Below are 18,246 nucleotides of genomic sequence, written 5' to 3' on the forward strand. Positions count from 1 at the left end.
GTCAGGGGATGGCGCCGGGCGTGATCAGGCCGGTCTCGTAGGCCAGCACCACGGCCTGCACGCGGTCGCGCAGCGCCAGCTTGGTCAGCACGTTGCCGACGTGCGTCTTCACCGTCGTCTCGCTGACCACCAGCTCGGCGGCGATCTCGGCGTTGGACATGCCCCGGGCGATCAGGCGCAGCACCTCCAGCTCGCGCTCGGTCAGCCGGTGGACGCGCGCCGGGGTGGCCTGCTGGTGGGCCGAGGGCAGGTGGGTGGCGAACTTGTCCAGCAGCCGCCGGGTCACGCTCGGCGCCACGATCGCGTCGCCGGCGGCCACCACCCGGATGGCCTGCACCAGCTCGTCGGGCGGCACGTCCTTGAGCAGGAAGCCGCTGGCGCCGGCCCGCAGGGCCTCCACGATGTACTCGTCCAGGTCGAAGGTGGTCAGCACCAGGACGCGGGGCACGTGGGCGCCGGGGGCGGCGTCGCGCACGATGCGGCGGGTCGCGTCGATGCCGTCGACGCCGGGCATGCGGATGTCCATGAGCACCACGTCGGGCAGCAGGGCGCGTGACTGGTCCTGCGCCGTCGCCCCGTTCCCCGCCTCTCCCACCACCGTGATGTCGGTCTCGGCCTCCAGGATGAGCCGGAAGCCGGTGCGCAGAAGGGGCTGGTCGTCGACCAGCAGCACACGGATAGTCATTTGTCAGTCCTTGAGGGGGAATCGGGCTCTTACCTCGAATCCGCCACCCTGTCGTGGGCCGATCCGCAGATTTCCACCATAAAGGGCAACTCGCTCGCGTATGCCCACCAAGCCGTGGCCGGGACGGTCGTCGGGACCCCGGGAGAACTCGCCCGTCCTGCCGCGCCCGTCGTCCTCCACCTGGACCACGAGCTCGCCCGTCGCGTGCCGCACCGTCACCCAGGCCCGCGCGGCCGGCCCCGCGTGCCGCAGGCTGTTCGTCAGGGCCTCCTGGACCAGCCGGTAGGCGGCCAGGTCGATGCCCGGGGGCAGCGTCCGCCGCTCGCCCTCGATCCAGAGCTGGGCGCGCAGCCCCGCCTCGCGCATCTGGTCGACCAGCCCCGGCAGGTCGACCATGCCCGGCTGTGGCGAGAGCTCGCCGGTCTCCCCGTCGGTGCGCAGCACCCCGACGATGCCCCGCATCTCCCGCATGGCGGTCCTGCCCATCTCCTCGATGGCCACCAGGGCGTCCTTGGCGGCCTCCGGGCGGGTGTCCAGCACCTTGCGGGCGGCGGCGGCCTGGACGGTCATCACGCTCACGTGGTGGGCCACCACGTCGTGCAGCTCGCGGGCGATGCGCGACCGCTCCTCGGCGCGCGCGGCCCGGGTGTCGGCGTCCCTGGCCCGCTCCAGCCGCTCGGCCCGGTCCACCAGCTCGGCGAGGTAGGCCCGGCGCAGCCGCACCGAGCGGCCGACCACCCAGATGGCCGAGGCGACCACGAAGACGAACGTGTGCCGGGTCCAGCCGCCGGGATCGCTGGCCAGCGCCGCCACCACGGCGTACCCCAGCAGGCCCACCGCGGCGGCGACCAGGCTGAGCGCGAGGCCCCGGTAGGCGGCGACGGTGTACAGCAGGATGAGCGTCACCAGCCCGGTGAGCCCGTCGGCGTAGCCCAGCGCGACCATGACCACGTCGGGCAGCACGCTCGCGCACAGCAATACGAACGGCCAGCGCCTGCGGAGCACCAGCGGCGCGCAGCCCAGCACGAGCAGGGCCCCGCCGGGGACGCCGGGCTCCCACGGCGGGCCGGGCGCGGAGGAGCCGACCACCACGGCCGTGGCGACCGAGAACGCCGCCACGACCACCGCCATGACCGAGTCGCCGAACAGGGCATGGGCTCTCAGCCATGATCGCAGAATGCCGGTGGTGCGCACCCTCTCAATTTAGGACGTCATGGCTGCTCGCCACCCTGCTGAGGGATGACCATCGGACTCATCCCCACGAAGGACATGCCGAGGGGCGCGTACGGCGGCCGGTGCGGGCCGCCCGGGGATCAGACGGCGAACAGGCCGTCCTTCACGCATCTGCTGAAGCCGGTCCACCCGCCGGCCGTGACGACCAGCGCCGGGCCGGCCGGGTCCTTGCTGTCGCGGACGCCGACCCGCCCGCCCGGCAGGACGGCGACCTCGACGCAGTCGCCGCCGCTGCTACCGGAGTAAGAGGATTTGCACCACGCGGCCTGCCGGAACTCGTCGTTCAGGTCCATCGCTCCATCGTCTCCCTGATCAAGTCGAGCGACGCGCGCTGAGGGAGCGCCTCAGCGCGGATGACTTCGTATCTGGTGGCGAGGTCCTCGACCACTTCGGCCCGGTCGACGACCTGGCCGTGCCCGGCCGACTCCAGGTAGACCGTGTCGGGGACGCCCCGCGTCTGCGCGATGATGAATCCCCCTTCCAGGCCCGTGGTGGAGTACGTGCTCAGCGGCAGGACCTGGACGGTGATGTACGGCAGGGTGCCCGCCTCGATCAGGCGGGTGAGCTGGGCCGCCATCACCTGGGCGTCGCCGACCGGGCGGTGGAGCACGCCCTCGTCCAGCACCGCCCAGAACATCGGCGGCTCGGGGCGGGCGAAGACGCGTTGCCGCTCCATGCGCGCCGCGACGTGGTCCTCCACCTCCTCGGGGGACACCCTCGGCTCCCCGAGCAGGATCGCCCGGGCGTAGTCCTCGGTCTGCAGCAGGCCGGGGACGATCAGCGGCTGCCAGGTGTGCAGCGTGCCGGCCTCGCGCTCGACGTCGAGCCAGGGGCGGAACCAGGCCGGAGTGGAGGCGCGGTTGATGAAGGGCCAGAGCCGGAGCAGGGCGCCGTCGAGCCGCAGGGCCTCGTCGCAGCGCTCGGCGAAGTCGCGCGAGGGGGTGCGCCTGGCGGTCTCCACCATGCCCACCAGGGCCAGCGAGAAGCAGATCTTCTGGGCGAGCTGCTCCATCGTCCAGCCCGCCGCCGTGCGGTGGCGCCTCAGCTCGTAGCCGAAGAGCGCCTGGGGGGAGGCGCTCGGGTCCAGTTCGCGAGGGGCGGGCATCGTCGCTCCTTCCGCTCGGGTCCGCCGGCCGGCCGGCCGCCTCCCACAGGCCGTTTCACATGAGGTGTCGAATACTCGATGGAGATGGCCGGGTACCGAGAGTAGTCGCCGGGCGGCAGTCTTGGAAGGGTGAACGGTCAACGGGCGGGTGAATGACGGAGGCGATGCCGTACATGCCACAGCATCATCGTGAACGTGTGGAATCACCGCGTCCAGTGCGAAACGGCAGTGATTCGCGCTGGACGGAGGAAACCTGGGCGATCGGGGCGCCGGCCGGAGCGGAGCGCGGTGGCCCCTGGCGGAAGGAGTGTCGATGATCTTTCCCGGTCACGGGAACGGCGAGATCCCCGAGGAGCAGCGGCACGCCAACCTGGAGACGGTGCGGCGGGTGCGGCGGGTGGTCGCGGACCTGGTGGAGGCCGAGCGGCGGCGCGGGCGGGCCGAACGGCTCATGACCTCATGGGGCCTCGACCGGGACGAGCTGGACGAGGCGGCCGGCGCGCTCGGCATCCCCGCCCTGCGCGACGACGAATGGGAGTCCATCGGCGGCCGCGCGTACGAGGGCGCGGCGTACGAGGGCGGCGGGCATGAGGCTCGCCCGTACGAGGGAGGCGGGCATGAGGCCCACCCGTACGAGGGTCACGTGCCCGCCGGTCACGCGCGTGAGGGCCATGCGGACGACGGGCGCGCGTACGAGGCACTCGGGTGTGAAGGGCGGGCGGAGGCGAGCGGGCGGCCGGCGTGCGGGGGGCGGTGAGGCGCGGCACGCGGGGCCCACCGGCCGGGAGGGAGCGGGGGCGGCGGGGGTCAGAGCTCGTCGGTGGCGGCCCGGCGGGCGCCCCGGGTGGTGTCGCCGGGCCGGCGGTCGGGGACCGGCGGCGGGGTGCCGCCCCACTCGGGGCAGATCGCCTGGTAGTCGCACCAGTCGCACAACCGGCTGCGCCGGGCCCGCCACTCGCGGGTGGTCAGCGACCGCTCGATGGCCTCCCACAGCGCCTGCACCTTGCGCTCGGTCGCCAGCAGGTCGGCCTCGTCGGGGGAGTACCGCAGGACCTCGCCGTTGCCGAGGTACATGAGCTGGAGCAGCCGGGGCACCGTGCCGCGCAGGCGCCACAGCACCAGCGCGTAGAACTTCATCTGGAACAGCGCCTTGGCCTCGAAGTCGGGGCCGGGCGCGCTCCCGGTCTTGTAGTCGACCACGCGCAGGTCGCCGCTCGGCGCGACGTCGAGCCGGTCGATGTAGCCGCGCAGCATGAGCCCGCTGTCGAGGACGGCCTCCACGTAGAGCTCGCGCTGGGCGGGCTCCAGGCGGCTCGGATCCTCCAGGGCGAAGTACCGCTCCAGCATCTTGCGGGCCTGGCCGACCCACGCCTCGCGCTCGGACTCGTCGGCGAACAGCTTGGAGTACTCGGGGGCGTGCTCGAGCAGGCGCGACCACTGCGGGTCGAGCAGGGCCTGCGCCGCCATGACGGTGCGCTCGGCGGCCGGCAGGTCGTACAGCCGCTCCAGGACGGCGTGGACCAGGGTGCCGCGCACGGCCGCCGCGGAGGGCCGCTCGGGAAGCTGGTCGATCACGCGGAAGCGGTAGAGCAGCGGACATGTCATGAAGTCGCCCGCGCGGGAGGGGGAGAGACTGCCGACGATCGCGGGCGACTCCGAAATGCTCATGCCGGAACTGTAAGTCAGCCGGCCGACACTTTCGGCCCAGGGCGTGCCTCTGATCGGCCGATCCCCTTCCGGAGGCGCGTAGCATCGAGGCACAAGGAGGGAAGACGACAAACATGAGCACCCAGACCCCGCAACGGCCTGAGTCTCCGGGGCTGCGCATGGGGCGGCCTTTCGGCATCCCCGTCTACGTCTCGCCGACCTGGTTGATCGTCGCGGCGTTCATCACCTACACCTTCCAGCCCTCGGTGGCCGACGACCTGCCCGGCAGGGGCACCGTCGTCACCTACCTGGTCGCCTTCGTGTTCGCCGTCTTCCTCTACGTGTCGGTGCTGCTCCACGAGCTGGCGCACTGCGTGGTCGCCCGCTACTTCGGGCTCCCGGTCCGCCGGATCACGCTCTACCTGCTCGGCGGCGTCTCCGAGATCGAGCGCGAGCCCGAGACCCCGGCCAGGGAGTTCCTCGTCGCGTTCGCGGGCCCGCTGCTCTCGCTCGGCCTGGCCGGCGTCGGCTACCTGGCGAGCATGGTCATCCCCCAGGAGACCATCCCCTACGTCCTGGTGTGGCAGCTCTGGTTCTCCAACCTCATCGTGGGCGTGTTCAACCTGCTCCCCGGCCTGCCGCTCGACGGCGGGCGCATGCTGCGCGCGGGCGTGTGGAAGCTCACCCGCAACCCGGGCTCCGGCACGATCGCCGCCGCCTGGTTCGGGCGCGGGCTGGCCGTCGCCCTGGTCGTGGTGCCGGTGGGGCTGGCGCTCATGACCGGGCAGCAGCCCGGGTGGGGCATGCTGCTGTGGTCGGTGCTGCTGGCGTCGTTCATCTGGATCGGCGCGACCCAGTCGCTGCGGGTGGCGCGGGTGCGCGCCCGCATGCCGCAGGTCCAGGCCCGCTCGCTCGCTCGCCGGGCCATCCCGGTGACCGCCGAAGTGCCGCTGGCCGAGGGCATGCGCCGCGCACGGGAGGCGCAGGCGGGCGCGATGGTGGTCGTCGACCACGACGGGCACCCCATCGCGATCGTCGCCGAGGCCGCCGTCACGGCCACGCCCGAGCAGCGGCGGCCCTGGGTGACCGTCGGGTCGCTGGCCCGCACGCTGGAGCCCTCGCTGGTGCTCGCCGCCGACCTGTCGGGCGAGTCGCTCCTGGACGCCATGCGCGGCGCCCCCTCGGGGGAGTACCTGCTGGTCGAGCGGGGCGGCGACGTGTTCGGCGTGCTGGTCACCGCCGACGTGAACCGCGTCTTCTCCGGAGTCTGACCCCCCTCGGCGCGTCACCTTTCCTCCGGCGTCCGTTCCCGGGTCCGGCCCTTGTGAGGGCGCCTCACGATCCCGCCGGGACCGGACGCCGTCGCACGCGAACCTCACGCGCGGGTCGGGCGTCTGATCAGTAGCGCACGCGACGGGGACGGGCTGAGGCAGGGGGAAAGATCGGCCGCTTTGTCCCACTCGTTTTCCGTGCGCGCCCCGGCTACTGTTCTGATCAGCCGATCCGGTCGGCCAAGCAGATTAGGAACGTTCGCATTGGCTACGCCTCATACACCCCCCGCGGCCGGTGACCTCACGCCGGAGCTGCTGGGTGCGCCCGAGTGGAGCGACCGCATGGTCGCCGCGGCGGGCATCCCCATGTACGACATCCCCTTCCTCACCCTCGGCGGCGGCATCGGATCGTTCGTCACCCTCGACTACCTGCGCGTCTACGGGGTGCCGACCTCGCAGATGCGGGTGGTGTCCAACATCGACCACCCCTGGCAGACCTACGAGTTCCTGACCCGGTGCTCGCAGATCCCCCGGCCCGAGCGCATCCGCTCCGACTCCTCCTCGCGGCCCGACAACCTGTGGGGGTTCCCCTCCTACGCCCTGGAGGAGGCGTGGAAGGAGAAGAACCCCGCCTACCTGCTCCAGATCGCGACCGAGCCGATACTCAACGACTACTGGACGCCCCGCGCGGGCACGGTCTTCGAGAACCTCGAACGCGAGGCCAAGCGCATCGCCTACTGGGACATGCTGGTCAAGGGCCAGGTCCGCATGGTGCGCCGCAGGAGCGGCGGCGGCTACTTCACGGTGGTCACCCCGCCGGAGGGCACCGCCCAGACCAAGCGCATCGTGTTCCGGTCCCGGTTCGTGCACATCGCCCTCGGCTACCCCGGCCTGAAGTTCCTGCCCGACCTGCAGGAGTTCCGGCAGAAGTACGGCGACTACCAGCACGTGGTGAACGCCTACGAACCCCACGAGCAGGTCTACGAGTTCCTCAAGACCCGTCCGGGCACGGTGGTGGTCCGTGGCGGCGGCATCGTCGCGTCCCGCGTGCTGCAGCGCCTGTTCGACGACCGGGAGAAGTTCCGGCTCCAGACGCAGATCGTGCACATCTTCCGCACGTTCGTGACCGGCTCGCACGGCCCCAGCCTGCGCAACCGGCGCAAGGGCGGCGACGGCTGGGCCTACCAGGGCTTCAACTACCCGAAGTCGGTGTGGGGCGGCCAGCTCAAGGCCGAGATGCGCAGGCTGGAGGGCCCGGAGCGTGCCCAGAAGTACAAGGAGATGGGCGGCACCAACACCCCCTTCCGCCGCCGCTGGCAGGAGCAGATGCGCGCGGGCCGCGAGGGCGGCTACTACCACGCCGTCCAGGGCACGGTCGAGCGGGTCGAGCCGGCGGCCGACGGCCGCATGATGAGCTACGTGCGCAGCAAGGACGGCACCGTCCGCGAGCCCGTCTCCGACTACATCATCGACTGCACCGGCCTCGAGGCCGACATCGCCGAGCACCGCGTGTTCGCCGACCTGCTGCGGCACGGCGGCGCCTACCGCAACCCGGTCGGCCGGCTGGAGGTCGAGCGCCACTTCGAGATCAAGGGCACCGCCAGCGGCGACGGGGCGCTCTACGCCTCCGGCTCGGCCACCCTCGGCGGCTACTTCCCCGGCGTCGACACCTTCCTCGGCCTGCAGATCGCCGCCCAGGAGATCGCCGACGACCTGGCCAGACGCGGTTTCTGCCGCCGGATGGGCCCGCTGCGCTCGACATCTCAGTGGTTCAAATGGGCCCTCAACAAGCCCGTCTAAGGAGACTTCCGCGTGGTTCCGACACTGATCGGCCGCATCCAGACGCGGCTGTTCCTGCTCGCCACCGTGGGCGTGGTGATCACGGCGCTGATCGTGCCCGTGCTGCCCGGCCTCACCGGGCCGCTCTCCCAGGACTACCTCACCGGATTCTCGGTGCTGGCGGCGGTCGCCGTCCTCGGGGTGCTGTGGGAGCTGCTCTACCACTTCCTGATGCAGTTCCGGTGGGAGAAGGATTGGCCCACTCTGTTCGGTTTGCTGACACTTGTGCCAGAAGGACTTCTGCTGTTGTTTTTGCTACGGTCCGGTGCCATCGGTAGCGTCATCGACCCGGTCCCGCCCGCCTCGGCCTTCTGGACGCAGTTCGTGGTGGTCTGGATCTGTGTTTGGCTGGTGGCCAACGGGCCGATGCGGGTGCCGTTCATCAGGTGGCGTTTTCGGGGAGGGAGAGTTCTGTGACGGAGCAAGGCGTGGGGGTGGTGCGTCCGCTTCCCGGCAACGGCCTGATCGCCCATGTGGGCGGCCTGTTGCTGGTGTGCGACGCGGCCGGCGCCGTCGCCGGGGAACTGCTGGACGCGGTCCAGGAGACCGCCGCCGGCGGCGGGGACGGCCGGGCCCTCGCCCGGCGCGTCGCCCAGGTCCTCGCGCGGTCGATGACGGCCGAGCCGATCACCTGCGCCGTCGCCGGCCGCGCGGGCGGTGGCATCGCGGTGCTGGTCAGCGGGGACGCGCAGGTGACGATCACCGGGCCGGGCACCGACGTCAGGCTCGACGGCCAGGACGTCCTGACCTGGACCGACCGCCTGGTCCCCGGGCCGATCTCCGGAGTGGAGCTGCGCCTGCCCGACGCCGGGCAGCCGATCAGGCAGGCCCGCCTCGACGGCGGCGTCATCCCCGGCGGCGGCCTGACCTGCGACTACACCGAGTCCGGCGGGCACGTCGCGCCCGTATCGCAGCACTCCCGGTCCTCGGCGGCCCCGGTGGCCTCCGAGCCGCCCCGGCCCACGGCCCCGCCGCCGCCCGAGCCGGTCCGGCCCCGGGAGCCGGTGGAGTACGGCCGCCACGACACCGGCCCGAGCCTGCCGGAGCCGGACCACGGGCCCGCCATGGCCGGGCCGCGTCCCGCCGAGCCCCCGCCGCCGCACCCCGTCACCCCGCAGGGCCCGCCGCCCCCCGACGTGCCCCCGGTCCAGCGCCGGGAGTTCGAGCAGCCGCCCGCCCTGGTCACCGACCCCGAGATGGCCGCGCTCGGCGGCGGCGTGCCCGTGCCCGAGGAGCAGCCCGAGTTCGAGTCGTACCTGCTGATCGACGGGCAGGGGGAGCAGCAGCAGGCCGGGACGCCGGGCTCGATCCTGGAGCCCACCGAGGCCGGGCCCACCCCCGAGCCGCTGAACCGCCCGATGGTCTACGGCGTCGACTGCAAGAACGACCACTTCAACGACCCGCGCGTCCCCTACTGCGCGGTGTGCGGCATCGCGCTGGTGCAGCGCACCCTGGTGCCGTACAAGGGGGAGCGGCCGCCGCTCGGCGTGCTCCTGCTCGACGACGGCATGACCCTGCGGCTCGACAGCGACTACCTGCTCGGGCGCGACCCCGAACGCGCGCCGGAGGTCACCTCGGGGGAGGCCAGGCCGGCCAAGGTCACCAGCCCGGACGGGTCGGTCTCCCGGCGCCACCTGCGCGTGCGGCTCGACGCGTGGGACGTCAACCTCATCGACCTGGGCTCGGTCAACGGCACTCAGGTGCAGCCGCCGGGGGACCCCAACTTCTACGACATCCCGCCGAACGAGCCGGTGCCCATCCTGCCCGGCACGACGGTGCGCGTCGGCGTGTCACGCACCATGCGCTACGAGTCCCACCGCAAGGGCTGAGCGCCGGCCCGCGCGGCCGGTCGTCCACCCGCGGTGCCCGGCCCGCGCGGCCGGTCACCGACCTGCGGCGACCGGCGCGCACCGGTCGCCGCCCGTCTCCGGTGACCCGCTCCGGTCAGCCGCCCACCTTCGACGGGGTGACGGCCGCCCAGTCGACCGGGTCGGCGTCCTGTTCGGCGCGGACCAGCAGGTGCGCGCCCGAGGGCGCGGCGGCGCCCGCCGCCGCCACGACCAGCGCGCCCGAGGGCGCCTCGTCCGCCGAGGTCGTCTCCACGCCGAGCCTGGCGAGCCGCTGCGCCAGGGCCGCGCCCCGGCCCCGCCCGAGCACCACCAGCGGGCGGCCGGTGGCGAGCGCGAGCTGCAGGGCGATGTGCGCGGCCGCGTCGTCCTGGCCGGGGTGCACGGCCACCGGCCCGGTCATCTCGTAGGTGCCCGGCAGCACCGTGACGGTGCGGCAGGTCGCCTCGGCGACGACGCGGTCGAGCCCGGGGGTGTCGCGGGCGAGCACCACCACGTCGGGCCGCGCGGACTCGGCGAGCCCCGGCAGCTCGGCGGCCACGTCGGCCGAGAACCGGCTCACCACCCGCGCCTCGGGGCCGCGGCCGCGCACGCCGGCGGCCAGCGCCTCCAGCGCGCCCAGCGTCTCGGTCATGCCGGCCAGCTCCGACGACAGGCCGGTGCCCACCTCCAGGCGGCCGGCGGGATAGGGCTGCAGGTGGCCGAGCACCACCTCCGACGGCGTACGCGCGCTCGCCAGCGAGGCGGCCAGCCAGGCGAGCGGCCCGGCGTCCAGCGGGTCACCCGGGATGACGACGAGCACGCGGTAGGAGGTGGTCCCGTCCAGGGTGACGCGCGCGGCCTCGGCGATGTCCCTGGCGACCCTGCGGTCGGGGTAGACGCGGCGCAGCAGCGGCCCGGTCATCGCCGTGGTGAGCAGGGCCATCAGCACCATGAGGGAGTACAGCTCGCCGTCCAGCACCCCCTTCTGCAGGCCGACCGTCAAGATGACGATCTCGGTCAGGCCCCGGGTGTTGAGCAGGATGGCCAGCGCGGACGCCTGGCGCCCCGGCAGCCGCCGCAGCCGCGCGCCGAGGTAGGAGCCGGCCAGCTTCCCGCCGATCGCGACCGCGAGGATGGCCGCGAGCACGCCGAAGCTCCCGACCGTCAGCGTGCGCAGGTTGACGTTCAGCCCGGACACGACGAAGAACATCGGCAGCAGCAGGAGCACCGCGAGCTGTTCCAGGCGCTCCAGGATCTGGTGGTTGAGCTTCTCGGCGCCCGCCCGGGGCATCACCGCGCCGAACAGGAACGCGCCGAAGATGAAGTGGATGTGCATCCACTCGGTCGCCCACGCCGAGGTCAGCAGGCCGAGCAGCACGATCGACAGCAGGCCGGGCGTGATGCGTCCCGCCCGTTCGAAGGCGGGCACCAGGCGGGCCAGCAGCGGACGCACCACGAAGAACATCAGCGCGACGTACGGCACCGCCAGCAGGATCTGCCACTGGCCGGTCGCCGCCTCCGTGCCCGCGATGGCGACCACGACGGCCAGGACCGTCCAGGCCAGCACGTCGATGACGGCGGCGGACGCCAGCGCGAGCCCGCCGATCATGGTGCGTTGCATGCCGCGGTCGGTGAGGATCCGCGCGAGCACCGGGAACGCGGTCGCCGACATCGCGGCGCCGAGGAACAGCACGAACGCCAGGGTCCTGCCGTGCGCGTGCTCGTCCGCGAGGGTGAGCGCCAGCAGGACACCGAGGACGAAGGGGACGACGGTGGAGCCGACGGAGATGCTCGCGGCCACCTTCCCCTTGCCCCGCACGAGCTTCTGGTCGAGCTCCAGGCCGACCACGAACATGAACAGGATCAGGCCGACGTCGGCCAGGGCCGACAGCGCCGGGCGCATGTCGGGGCCGAACAGGTCGTCGCCGATCCACGGGCCCAGCAGTGTGGGACCCAGCAGGATCCCCGCGACGATCTCCCCGATCACCGGTGGCTGGCCGACGCGCTTGGCGAGCAGGCCGAGAAGGCGGGCCGCTCCGAGCACGATCACCAGGTCAAGTAACAGCACATCCACGCGCAGCATCGAACACGTCCCCAGCGAGTGACGACACCCTGATCTCAGCCCCTGATAATGGTCAACGCGACGGTACCCCGACCGGGGCGGCCGGCGCGAGGCCTCGCGGCGCACGCCGGGCCGATCCGCGCGTGTCGAGGAGAGGAACGCAAGGTGGAGGGCATCGCCGACTACGAGTTCGTCCGGTCGCTGGGAGCGGGCAACCATGGCGAGTTCTATCTGGCGAGAAAACCACCGAGGCTGCCGGTCGACGCGGAGTACGTCACGGTGAAGGTCGTGGGGGGCACGGGGCAGGACGCGTTCCGGCGGGCCACCCGCGAGCTGAAGGCGTTCGCCGCGGTGCGCTCGCCCTTCCTGGTCACGCTGTACGACGCCGGGCAGCAGGGCGGGGTCTTCTACTACTCCATGGAGCACATCCCCGGCGGGTCGCTCGCCGCGCCGGCGGAGCCGCCCTCCCGCGACGGGGTGGTGCGCGCGGTCGCCTGCGCGGCCCGCGCGGCGCAGGCCCTGCACGAGGAGGGCATCGTGCACCGCGACATCAGCCCGGTGAACGTCCTGCTGACCGACGGCGGCGGCAAGCTCTCCGACCTCGGCCTGTCCCAGGTCCTGATGCCGGGGGCGACGATCACCGGCATGGGCGGGCTCGGGTCGGTGGAGTTCACCGACCCGGCGCTGCTGCAGGGCGAGAAGCCCTCGCCGGGGTGCGACGTGTGGTCGCTTGGCGCCACGCTGCACTGGGCGGCGAGCGGGCACGGCCTGTACGGCGAGCTGCCGACGCACGACCCGCTGCTGACGCTGCGGAAGGTGTACAGTACTCCGCCGGTCATCGGTCCCGAGCTGGAGCCGGAGCTGTCGGACCTGGTCGGCGCGTGCATCGGCGACGCGGCCAAGCGTCCCACCGCCTTCGGCCTGGCCGACTCCCTGTACCGGCTCTCCGCCTGACTATCCCCTGGCGGCGCGTTCGATCACGGCGACGAGCTCCTCCTCGGTGAGCACGTGAGGCTCCCCGACCATCTTGGCCTGCACGTACACCGTGCACAGCCACTCCAGCAGCCGGGCGGACGCGAGGGCCTGGTCCAGGTCGGCGCCGATGGCGACGGCGCCGTGGTTGGCCATGAGGGCCGCCTGCCTGCCCGCCAGGGCCGCGCGCACGTGCGCGGCCAGCTCCGGCGTGCCGTACGTCGCGTAGGGCGCCACCCGGACCACGCCGCCGAGCAGCAGCGCGTTGTAGTGGATCGGCGGCAGCTCGGTCATCGTGGCGGACACCACCACGGCGTACTGGGAATGGGTGTGCACGATCGCGGTGGTGCCGGTGTCCGCGTAGAGGGCCAGGTGCATCGGCACCTCGGAGGACGGTTTATGGTCCCCCTCCACCACGTTTCCCGACATGTCGAGGACCGGGCAGCTCTCGGGGGTGAGCCGGTCGAGGGCCACCCCGCCGGGGGACACCGCGACCAGGTCGCCGTTCCGGACGCTGATGTTGCCCGAGGTGCCGAGCACGAGGCCGGTGCCCACCATCCGCGCCCCGATCTCGCACAGCCGCTCCCGCTCGCCACCGAGGATCACGCCGTCCCTCCCGCCGGTGCGACGCTCGCGCCGTCCGCCGGTGTGACGGTGCCGCCGCCGGCCGACGTGGCGCTCGCGCCGTCCGCCGGTATTGTGCTCGCGCCGTCCGCCGGTACGGCCAGGCGGTCCAGTTCCGCGGTCATCAGGCGCCGCAGGACCTCGGGGGAGACCCGGCCGGGGTACAGCAGCCGGTGCAGGCTCAGCCCGTCGACCAGCGCGAGCAGCCGCTCGGCGACGTCGTCCAGGCTCTCGCCGGTGGAGATCTCACCGGCCTGCGCGGCGGCGTCCAGCAGGGTGCGCACGATGTAGCGCAGCTCGGCGGCCTCCTCCCGCTGCACGTCGAGCAGGGTGCCGCCGGCCAGGCTCCGGCCCCAGAACCCCACCTCAAGCGCGCTCTCCCCGGCCCGCTCGTCGTCCAGCGGCAGGTTGTCGGCGAGCAGCTCGCGCAGCGCCGACAGCCCGGTGCGGCCCGCGAGCTTGTCCTTCAGCCGGTGGGCGATGCGGCGGTGGGAGGAGCGCAGGGCCGAGAGCAGGATGTCGTCCTTGTCGGCGAAGTAGTGCGTCAGCACGCCGTTGGAGTATCCGGCCTCCTTGGCGATCGCCCTGGTCGTGGCCGCGTCGATGCCCTCGCGCAGGATGACACGGCGGGCGGCGTCCACCACCTCCTGCCGGCGCTCCTGGTGGTTGACGATCTTCGGCATCCCGGTCCTTCCGCGAGGTGCTTGACATTTTAGTCGGACGCCCGTCTATTATCCGGCAGGTCTCTTATATCAGAAGGATCCATACATGACCGTCGTCACGCTCGGGGTGCACATCGTCGATGTGCTGGCCAGACCGGTGGAGTTCATTCCCCAAGGCCAGGACACCCACCTGCTGGAGCAGATCCGCATCACGGCGGCGGGGGCCGCCGCCGGGACCGCCGTCGACCTGGCCAAGCTGGGCGTCCCGGTCGCCTCGGCCGGCGCGGCGGGTGACGACGAGCTGGGCGACTTCCTCGTCATGATCATGGCGAGGCACGGGGTCGACGTCCGCGGCGTGGTGCGCAGGCCCGGCGAGCAGACCGCCGCCTCGATCCTGCCCATCCGCCCCGACGGCGGCCGTCCCTCCTTCCACGTGCCCGGGGCCTACCTCGGGTACGCGCTCGCCGACCTGGACCCGGCCCTGGTCACCGGGGCGCGGGTCGTCCACCTGGGCGGCATGGACGTGACCTGGGGCTTGCACGACCCGGCCTTCCACGAGCTGCTCCGCGCCGCCAGGGCGGGCGGGACGCTGGTCACCATGGACCTGCTGTCCAACATGCCCGAGCTCATGCCCGGCGCCCGCGCCTTCCTGCCCTACGTCGACCACTTCCTGCCCAACGAGGAGCAGGCCCTGCTGATGACCGGCGCCTCCGACGTGGAGACCGCGGCCGACCTGCTCCTGGCCGACGGCCCCTCCACGGTGCTGGTCACCCTCGGGAGCCAGGGCAGCCTGGTCGCCACCGCCAAGGGCCACGTCCGGGTGCCCGCCCTGGACGTGCCCGTAGTGGACACCACCGGATGCGGCGACGCCTACTGCGCGGGGTTCATCGCGGGGCTGCTCGACGGCCGGGACGTCGTCGCCTCGGCCCGGCTCGGCACGGCCGTGGCCGCCCGCGTCGCCGGGGGCCTCGGCTCGGACGCGGGACTCGACGGCATGTCCGTCGCGCTCGTCGAGGCCGCGGGCAACGAACGCACCGAAGGCACCGAAGGGATCTGAACGCGATGACCGAACCCATGTCCGACGCGCACCTCCGGGAGAGGGCGGCCAAGGTCATCCCCGGGGGCATGTACGGCCACCTCAACGCCGCCATCTTCGCCCCCGGCTTCCCGCAGTTCTTCGTCAGGGGCGAGGGCTGCCGCCAGTGGGACGCCGACGGGCGCGAGTACGTCGACCTGATGTGCAGCTGGGGGCCGATCATCCTCGGCCACCGGCACCCCGGCGTGGAGGCGGCCGTCGCCGCCCAGCAGGCCGCCGGAGACTGCCTGAACGGGCCGGGACCGGTCATGGTGGACCTGGCCGAGCTGATGGTCGACACCATCCCCTCGGCCGACTGGGTGATGTTCTCCAAGAACGGCACCGACGCCACGACGCAGGCCCTGATGGTGGCCCGCGCCGCGACCGGCCGCACGAAGGTCCTGGTGGCCCACGGCGCCTACCACGGCGCCGACCCGTGGTGCACCCCGAGCCTGGCCGGCACGACGCCCAACGAGCGCGCCGACCTCATCGAGTACCCCTACAACGACCTGGCGGGCGCCGAGGCCGCGGCGGCCCAGGCCGACGGCGACGTCGCCGCGATCATCGTGACGCCGTTCAAGCACGACTCGTTCGAGGACCAGGAACTGGCCGACCCGGCGTTCGCCCGCGGCGTGCGCGCGCTCGCCGACCGCATCGGCGCGGCCCTGGTCATCGACGACGTGCGGGCCGGCTTCCGGCTGGACCTGCGCGGCTCCTGGGAGCCGTTCGGCGTGCGGCCTGACCTGACCGCGTGGAGCAAGGCCATGGCCAACGGGTACGCCATCGCCGCCGTCACCGGCACCGACGCCCTGCGGGGCCCCGCGCAGACCCTGTACTCCACCGGGTCGTTCTGGTTCTCGGCCGTCGCCATGGCCGCCGCGAAGACGACCATCGAGACGCTGCGCGACACCGGCGGCCTCGCGCTGATGGAGCAGGCGGGCACCCGGCTGCGCGAAGGACTCGCCGCGCAGGCGGCCTCCCACGGGTTCGTGGTCAACCAGACCGGCCCGGTCCAGATCCCGTGGCTGTCCTTCGAAGGGGACACGACCCTGGAGAAGGCCATGTACTGGTCGAGCGCGTGCCTGGAGGAGGGCGTGTACCTCCACCCGTGGCACAACTGGTTCCTGTCCGCCGCGCACACCCCCGCCGACATCGACCGCGCCCTGGCCGGCACCGACGCCGCCTTCGCCAGGCTCCACGCCAAGTACGGGAGCGACTGACCGAAATCATTCCGGCGCGGCAGGTATCACGGCGGGCCGTTCCCGCTCTTGATTGCGAGACGGCCCGCCGGCACCGAGGCCGGCACGGCGTCTCGGGAAGCGGGAGCCATGGAATTGCAGGGGGAAGCACGTACGGACACGCGCGTGGACCGGCCGCTCGCACCGGGGTCGTTCGCCTGCCCGGGCTGCGGGGCCGTGTCACGGCTGGCACCGATGGGGCGGGCGCTCGCCGGCACGGGGCCCGGTGCGGCGTCGTGGGAGATGTGGCTGCGCGGCCGGGGTGAGGAGGTCACCGCGATGGTCCGCGTGGGGAAACGGGTCACCGAGCGCAACGGCACCGGCGACGTCGACGTGGCCGCCATGCTCACCGACGCCTGGCGCGCCGCCACCACCTGAACCCCGCCCGGCCCGGGCCGCGACGGTCCCGGGCCGGTTTCCGGGGAGGGACGCGTCACCGGTCCTCCGGACGGCCGCGGCCGGGCGTAGCGGACCTCCCGGACCCGCCGGACCTCCCGGACCTCCCGGATCGCTGGATCTGCTGGGCCTGCCGGACCTGCTGTGCCTGCCGGACCTGCTGGACCTCCCGGACCTGCCGGACCTGCCGGATCTGCCGGGTCTGCCGGGTCGGTCAGGTGGTGCCGTCGAAGAGGTGGCGCAGGTCGACGCGGTCGCGGAGGCCGGTGCGCTCGTAGACGGCGCGCAGGTGGTTGCCGACCGTGCGGATGGACAGCACCAGCCGGTCGGCGATCTCGCGGTTGCTCAGGCCCTGCGCGGCGAGCTGGGCGATCTCGAGCTGCCGGCCGGTCAGCCCCGGCGCGGCCAGGCCGCGCAGCGCGGGCGTGCGGGCGCCCTCGCACCGCCGGGTCAGGGTCCACGCGCGTGTGGTGGCGGCGAGTGCGGCCCGGTGCCTGCCGTCCTTGCGCAGCCGGGGCGCCGCCTGCGCGGCCGCCTCGGCGGCGTGCAGGATCATGCCGAGCCCCTCGAAGCCGTCGGCGACCGCCAGCAGGGCCGCGCCGTCGCCGGCGACCGCCGCCCGCGCGTGGTCGCGGGCGAGCAGGACCCTGCGCCCGTCGTGCAGCGCGGGGAGCTCCTCCAGCCGGGCCAGGGCGTAGGCGGCGCCGCCGAGCCGCACGGCGTCGTGCAGGGCGACGAACTCGAAGCCCGGCAGCTCGGCGTCCCTGCACTCCTCGGCGAACGCCAGCGCGAGCTCCACGGCCGCGCCGGTGTCGCCGTACGCCGCCGCGACCCACACGCGGGTCAGGGCCACCCAGCGGGTGAAGCCCGTCCAGGTGGCCCGGTTGCGCGCGAGCGCCTCGTCGAGGGTGCTGCGGGCCCCCTCGGCGTCCCCGAGGAGCGCCTGGGCGGCGGCGTAGGCCCCCATGCATCCGCCGACGGTGAGCGCCGTCGGGTGGTGCGCCGCGTCGTGGAGCACGCCGAGGGCCGTCTCCACCCGCCCGCGCGCCGTCGCGAGGTGTCCCTTGGCCAGGGCCAGGCTGCCCTCGCCGAGCGACCAGCCGCGCTGCGCGGCGACGGCGGCCTCCATCGAGGCGACCGCCTCCTCCATCGCCGTCAGGTCCCCGGCGAACAGCCCGGCCATCGCCCACGCGGAGTGCAGGGGCGACACCATCGCGGGGATCGCGTCCTGCCAGGACCCGGCGTCCGTGAGCGCTTGACGGGCGACGGCGACGGCCTCGCCGGTGCGCCCGGCGTAGCACAGGGCGAGCGCCTGGGCCTTGAGCGTCTGGATGCGCTGCGGTCCCGCGGGCACCGCGCGCAGCAGGGCGGTGCCGAGGTCGAGCGCGGTGCGGGGCTTGGCCGCGCTGGAGGCGAGGTCCAGCCGGCGCATCGCGATCTGCCGCCGCGACCCGGGGTCGCCGAGGGTGGCCTCGGTGCGGTCGAGCAGGTCGAGCGCCTCGTCGAGGCGGTTCATGCCCCAGGCCAGGTTGCTCGCGCGGGCGAGGACGAGCCGCGTGCCGGTCGCCTCGTCGAGCCCCCGCCCGCCACCCCCCACCCCGGCACTCG

At 73.3% G+C, this 18,246-nt stretch carries 18 protein-coding genes; 9 read left to right on the forward strand and 9 right to left on the reverse strand.

What is annotated here, in order from left to right; all coding sequences use genetic code 11:
- Position 1: 1 nt before the first annotated feature.
- The 4 genes from NYZ98_RS23265 to NYZ98_RS23280 all read right to left on the reverse strand — a co-directional run bounded on the left by NYZ98_RS23265 (position 2) and on the right by NYZ98_RS23280 (position 3,023).
- Positions 2–685, reverse strand: coding sequence for a response regulator (locus tag NYZ98_RS23265; RefSeq protein WP_262844997.1), 684 nt, complete (start codon positions 683–685; stop codon positions 2–4).
- Positions 686–688: 3 nt separating this feature from the next.
- Positions 689–1,879, reverse strand: coding sequence for a sensor histidine kinase (locus NYZ98_RS23270; protein WP_262844999.1), 1,191 nt, complete (start codon positions 1,877–1,879; stop codon positions 689–691).
- 119 nt (positions 1,880–1,998) lie between these two features.
- A complete protein-coding gene (locus tag NYZ98_RS23275) occupies positions 1,999–2,211 on the reverse strand; it encodes a DUF397 domain-containing protein (RefSeq protein ID WP_262845000.1) in 213 nt (70 codons plus the stop codon).
- Entirely contained in the window at positions 2,202–3,023 is an 822-nt protein-coding gene (locus NYZ98_RS23280; RefSeq protein ID WP_262845002.1) for a helix-turn-helix domain-containing protein, read from the reverse strand. The genes NYZ98_RS23275 and NYZ98_RS23280 overlap by 10 nt, the downstream gene beginning before the upstream one ends.
- A gap of 313 nt (positions 3,024–3,336) precedes the next feature.
- Here NYZ98_RS23280 and NYZ98_RS23285 point away from each other — a divergent pair, with 313 nt between their 5' ends.
- Entirely contained in the window at positions 3,337–3,780 is a 444-nt protein-coding gene (locus tag NYZ98_RS23285; RefSeq protein ID WP_262845003.1) for a hypothetical protein, read from the forward strand.
- 50 nt (positions 3,781–3,830) lie between these two features.
- Here the strand turns inward: NYZ98_RS23285 and NYZ98_RS23290 are convergent, their stop codons facing one another.
- Positions 3,831–4,691 carry a RecB family exonuclease gene (locus NYZ98_RS23290; protein ID WP_262845004.1) on the reverse strand — a complete coding sequence of 287 codons (861 nt, stop codon included), beginning with the start codon at positions 4,689–4,691 and terminating at the stop codon, positions 3,831–3,833.
- Positions 4,692–4,804: 113 nt separating this feature from the next.
- Here NYZ98_RS23290 and NYZ98_RS23295 point away from each other — a divergent pair, with 113 nt between their 5' ends.
- The 4 genes from NYZ98_RS23295 (at position 4,805) to NYZ98_RS23310 (ending at position 9,609) form a co-directional block, all read left to right on the forward strand.
- Positions 4,805–5,941, forward strand: coding sequence for a site-2 protease family protein (locus NYZ98_RS23295; protein WP_262845005.1), 1,137 nt, complete (start codon positions 4,805–4,807; stop codon positions 5,939–5,941).
- Positions 5,942–6,205: 264 nt separating this feature from the next.
- Positions 6,206–7,741, forward strand: a complete 1,536-nt coding sequence (locus NYZ98_RS23300) for a hypothetical protein (protein ID WP_262845007.1) — start codon at positions 6,206–6,208, stop codon at positions 7,739–7,741.
- A 12-nt stretch (positions 7,742–7,753) separates the two neighbouring features.
- Complete coding sequence (locus NYZ98_RS23305; protein ID WP_262845009.1) at positions 7,754–8,197, forward strand: hypothetical protein; 444 nt, start codon at positions 7,754–7,756, stop codon at positions 8,195–8,197.
- Positions 8,194–9,609, forward strand: coding sequence for an FHA domain-containing protein (locus tag NYZ98_RS23310; protein ID WP_262845011.1), 1,416 nt, complete (start codon positions 8,194–8,196; stop codon positions 9,607–9,609). The genes NYZ98_RS23305 and NYZ98_RS23310 overlap by 4 nt, the downstream gene beginning before the upstream one ends.
- A 115-nt stretch (positions 9,610–9,724) precedes the next feature.
- Here NYZ98_RS23310 and NYZ98_RS23315 read toward each other — a convergent pair whose 3' ends face one another.
- Positions 9,725–11,692, reverse strand: coding sequence for a cation:proton antiporter (locus NYZ98_RS23315; protein WP_262845012.1), 1,968 nt, complete (start codon positions 11,690–11,692; stop codon positions 9,725–9,727).
- Positions 11,693–11,836: 144 nt separating this feature from the next.
- Here NYZ98_RS23315 and NYZ98_RS23320 point away from each other — a divergent pair, with 144 nt between their 5' ends.
- Positions 11,837–12,625 (forward strand): protein kinase domain-containing protein, encoded by a 789-nt coding sequence (locus NYZ98_RS23320; protein ID WP_262845014.1) that lies wholly within the window; start codon positions 11,837–11,839, stop codon positions 12,623–12,625.
- Here NYZ98_RS23320 and NYZ98_RS23325 read toward each other — a convergent pair whose 3' ends face one another.
- Positions 12,626–13,249 carry a class II aldolase/adducin family protein gene (locus NYZ98_RS23325; RefSeq protein WP_262845016.1) on the reverse strand — a complete coding sequence of 208 codons (624 nt, stop codon included), beginning with the start codon at positions 13,247–13,249 and terminating at the stop codon, positions 12,626–12,628.
- Entirely contained in the window at positions 13,246–13,950 is a 705-nt protein-coding gene (locus tag NYZ98_RS23330; RefSeq protein ID WP_262845017.1) for a TetR/AcrR family transcriptional regulator, read from the reverse strand. The genes NYZ98_RS23325 and NYZ98_RS23330 overlap by 4 nt, the downstream gene beginning before the upstream one ends.
- 85 nt (positions 13,951–14,035) lie before the next feature.
- Here NYZ98_RS23330 and NYZ98_RS23335 point away from each other — a divergent pair, with 85 nt between their 5' ends.
- From NYZ98_RS23335 to NYZ98_RS23345, 3 genes are all read left to right on the forward strand, one after another.
- The gene (locus NYZ98_RS23335; RefSeq protein WP_262845019.1) at positions 14,036–14,986 is read left to right on the forward strand and encodes a carbohydrate kinase family protein; all 951 of its coding nucleotides are present in this window, start codon (positions 14,036–14,038) and stop codon (positions 14,984–14,986) included.
- Between the two features lie 5 nt (positions 14,987–14,991).
- On the forward strand, positions 14,992–16,224 hold the full coding sequence (locus NYZ98_RS23340) for an aminotransferase class III-fold pyridoxal phosphate-dependent enzyme (protein ID WP_262845021.1): 1,233 nt from the start codon (positions 14,992–14,994) through the stop codon (positions 16,222–16,224).
- A 144-nt stretch (positions 16,225–16,368) separates the two neighbouring features.
- Positions 16,369–16,620 carry a hypothetical protein gene (locus tag NYZ98_RS23345; RefSeq protein ID WP_262845022.1) on the forward strand — a complete coding sequence of 84 codons (252 nt, stop codon included), beginning with the start codon at positions 16,369–16,371 and terminating at the stop codon, positions 16,618–16,620.
- A gap of 232 nt (positions 16,621–16,852) precedes the next feature.
- Here the strand turns inward: NYZ98_RS23345 and NYZ98_RS23350 are convergent.
- Positions 16,853–18,246 (reverse strand): LuxR family transcriptional regulator (locus NYZ98_RS23350; protein WP_262845024.1); only part of this gene is annotated, 1,394 nt, incomplete at its 5' end.

It is taken from the genome of Sphaerisporangium corydalis, assembly GCF_025506355.1.
Classification (GTDB): domain Bacteria; phylum Actinomycetota; class Actinomycetes; order Streptosporangiales; family Streptosporangiaceae; genus Sphaerisporangium; species Sphaerisporangium corydalis.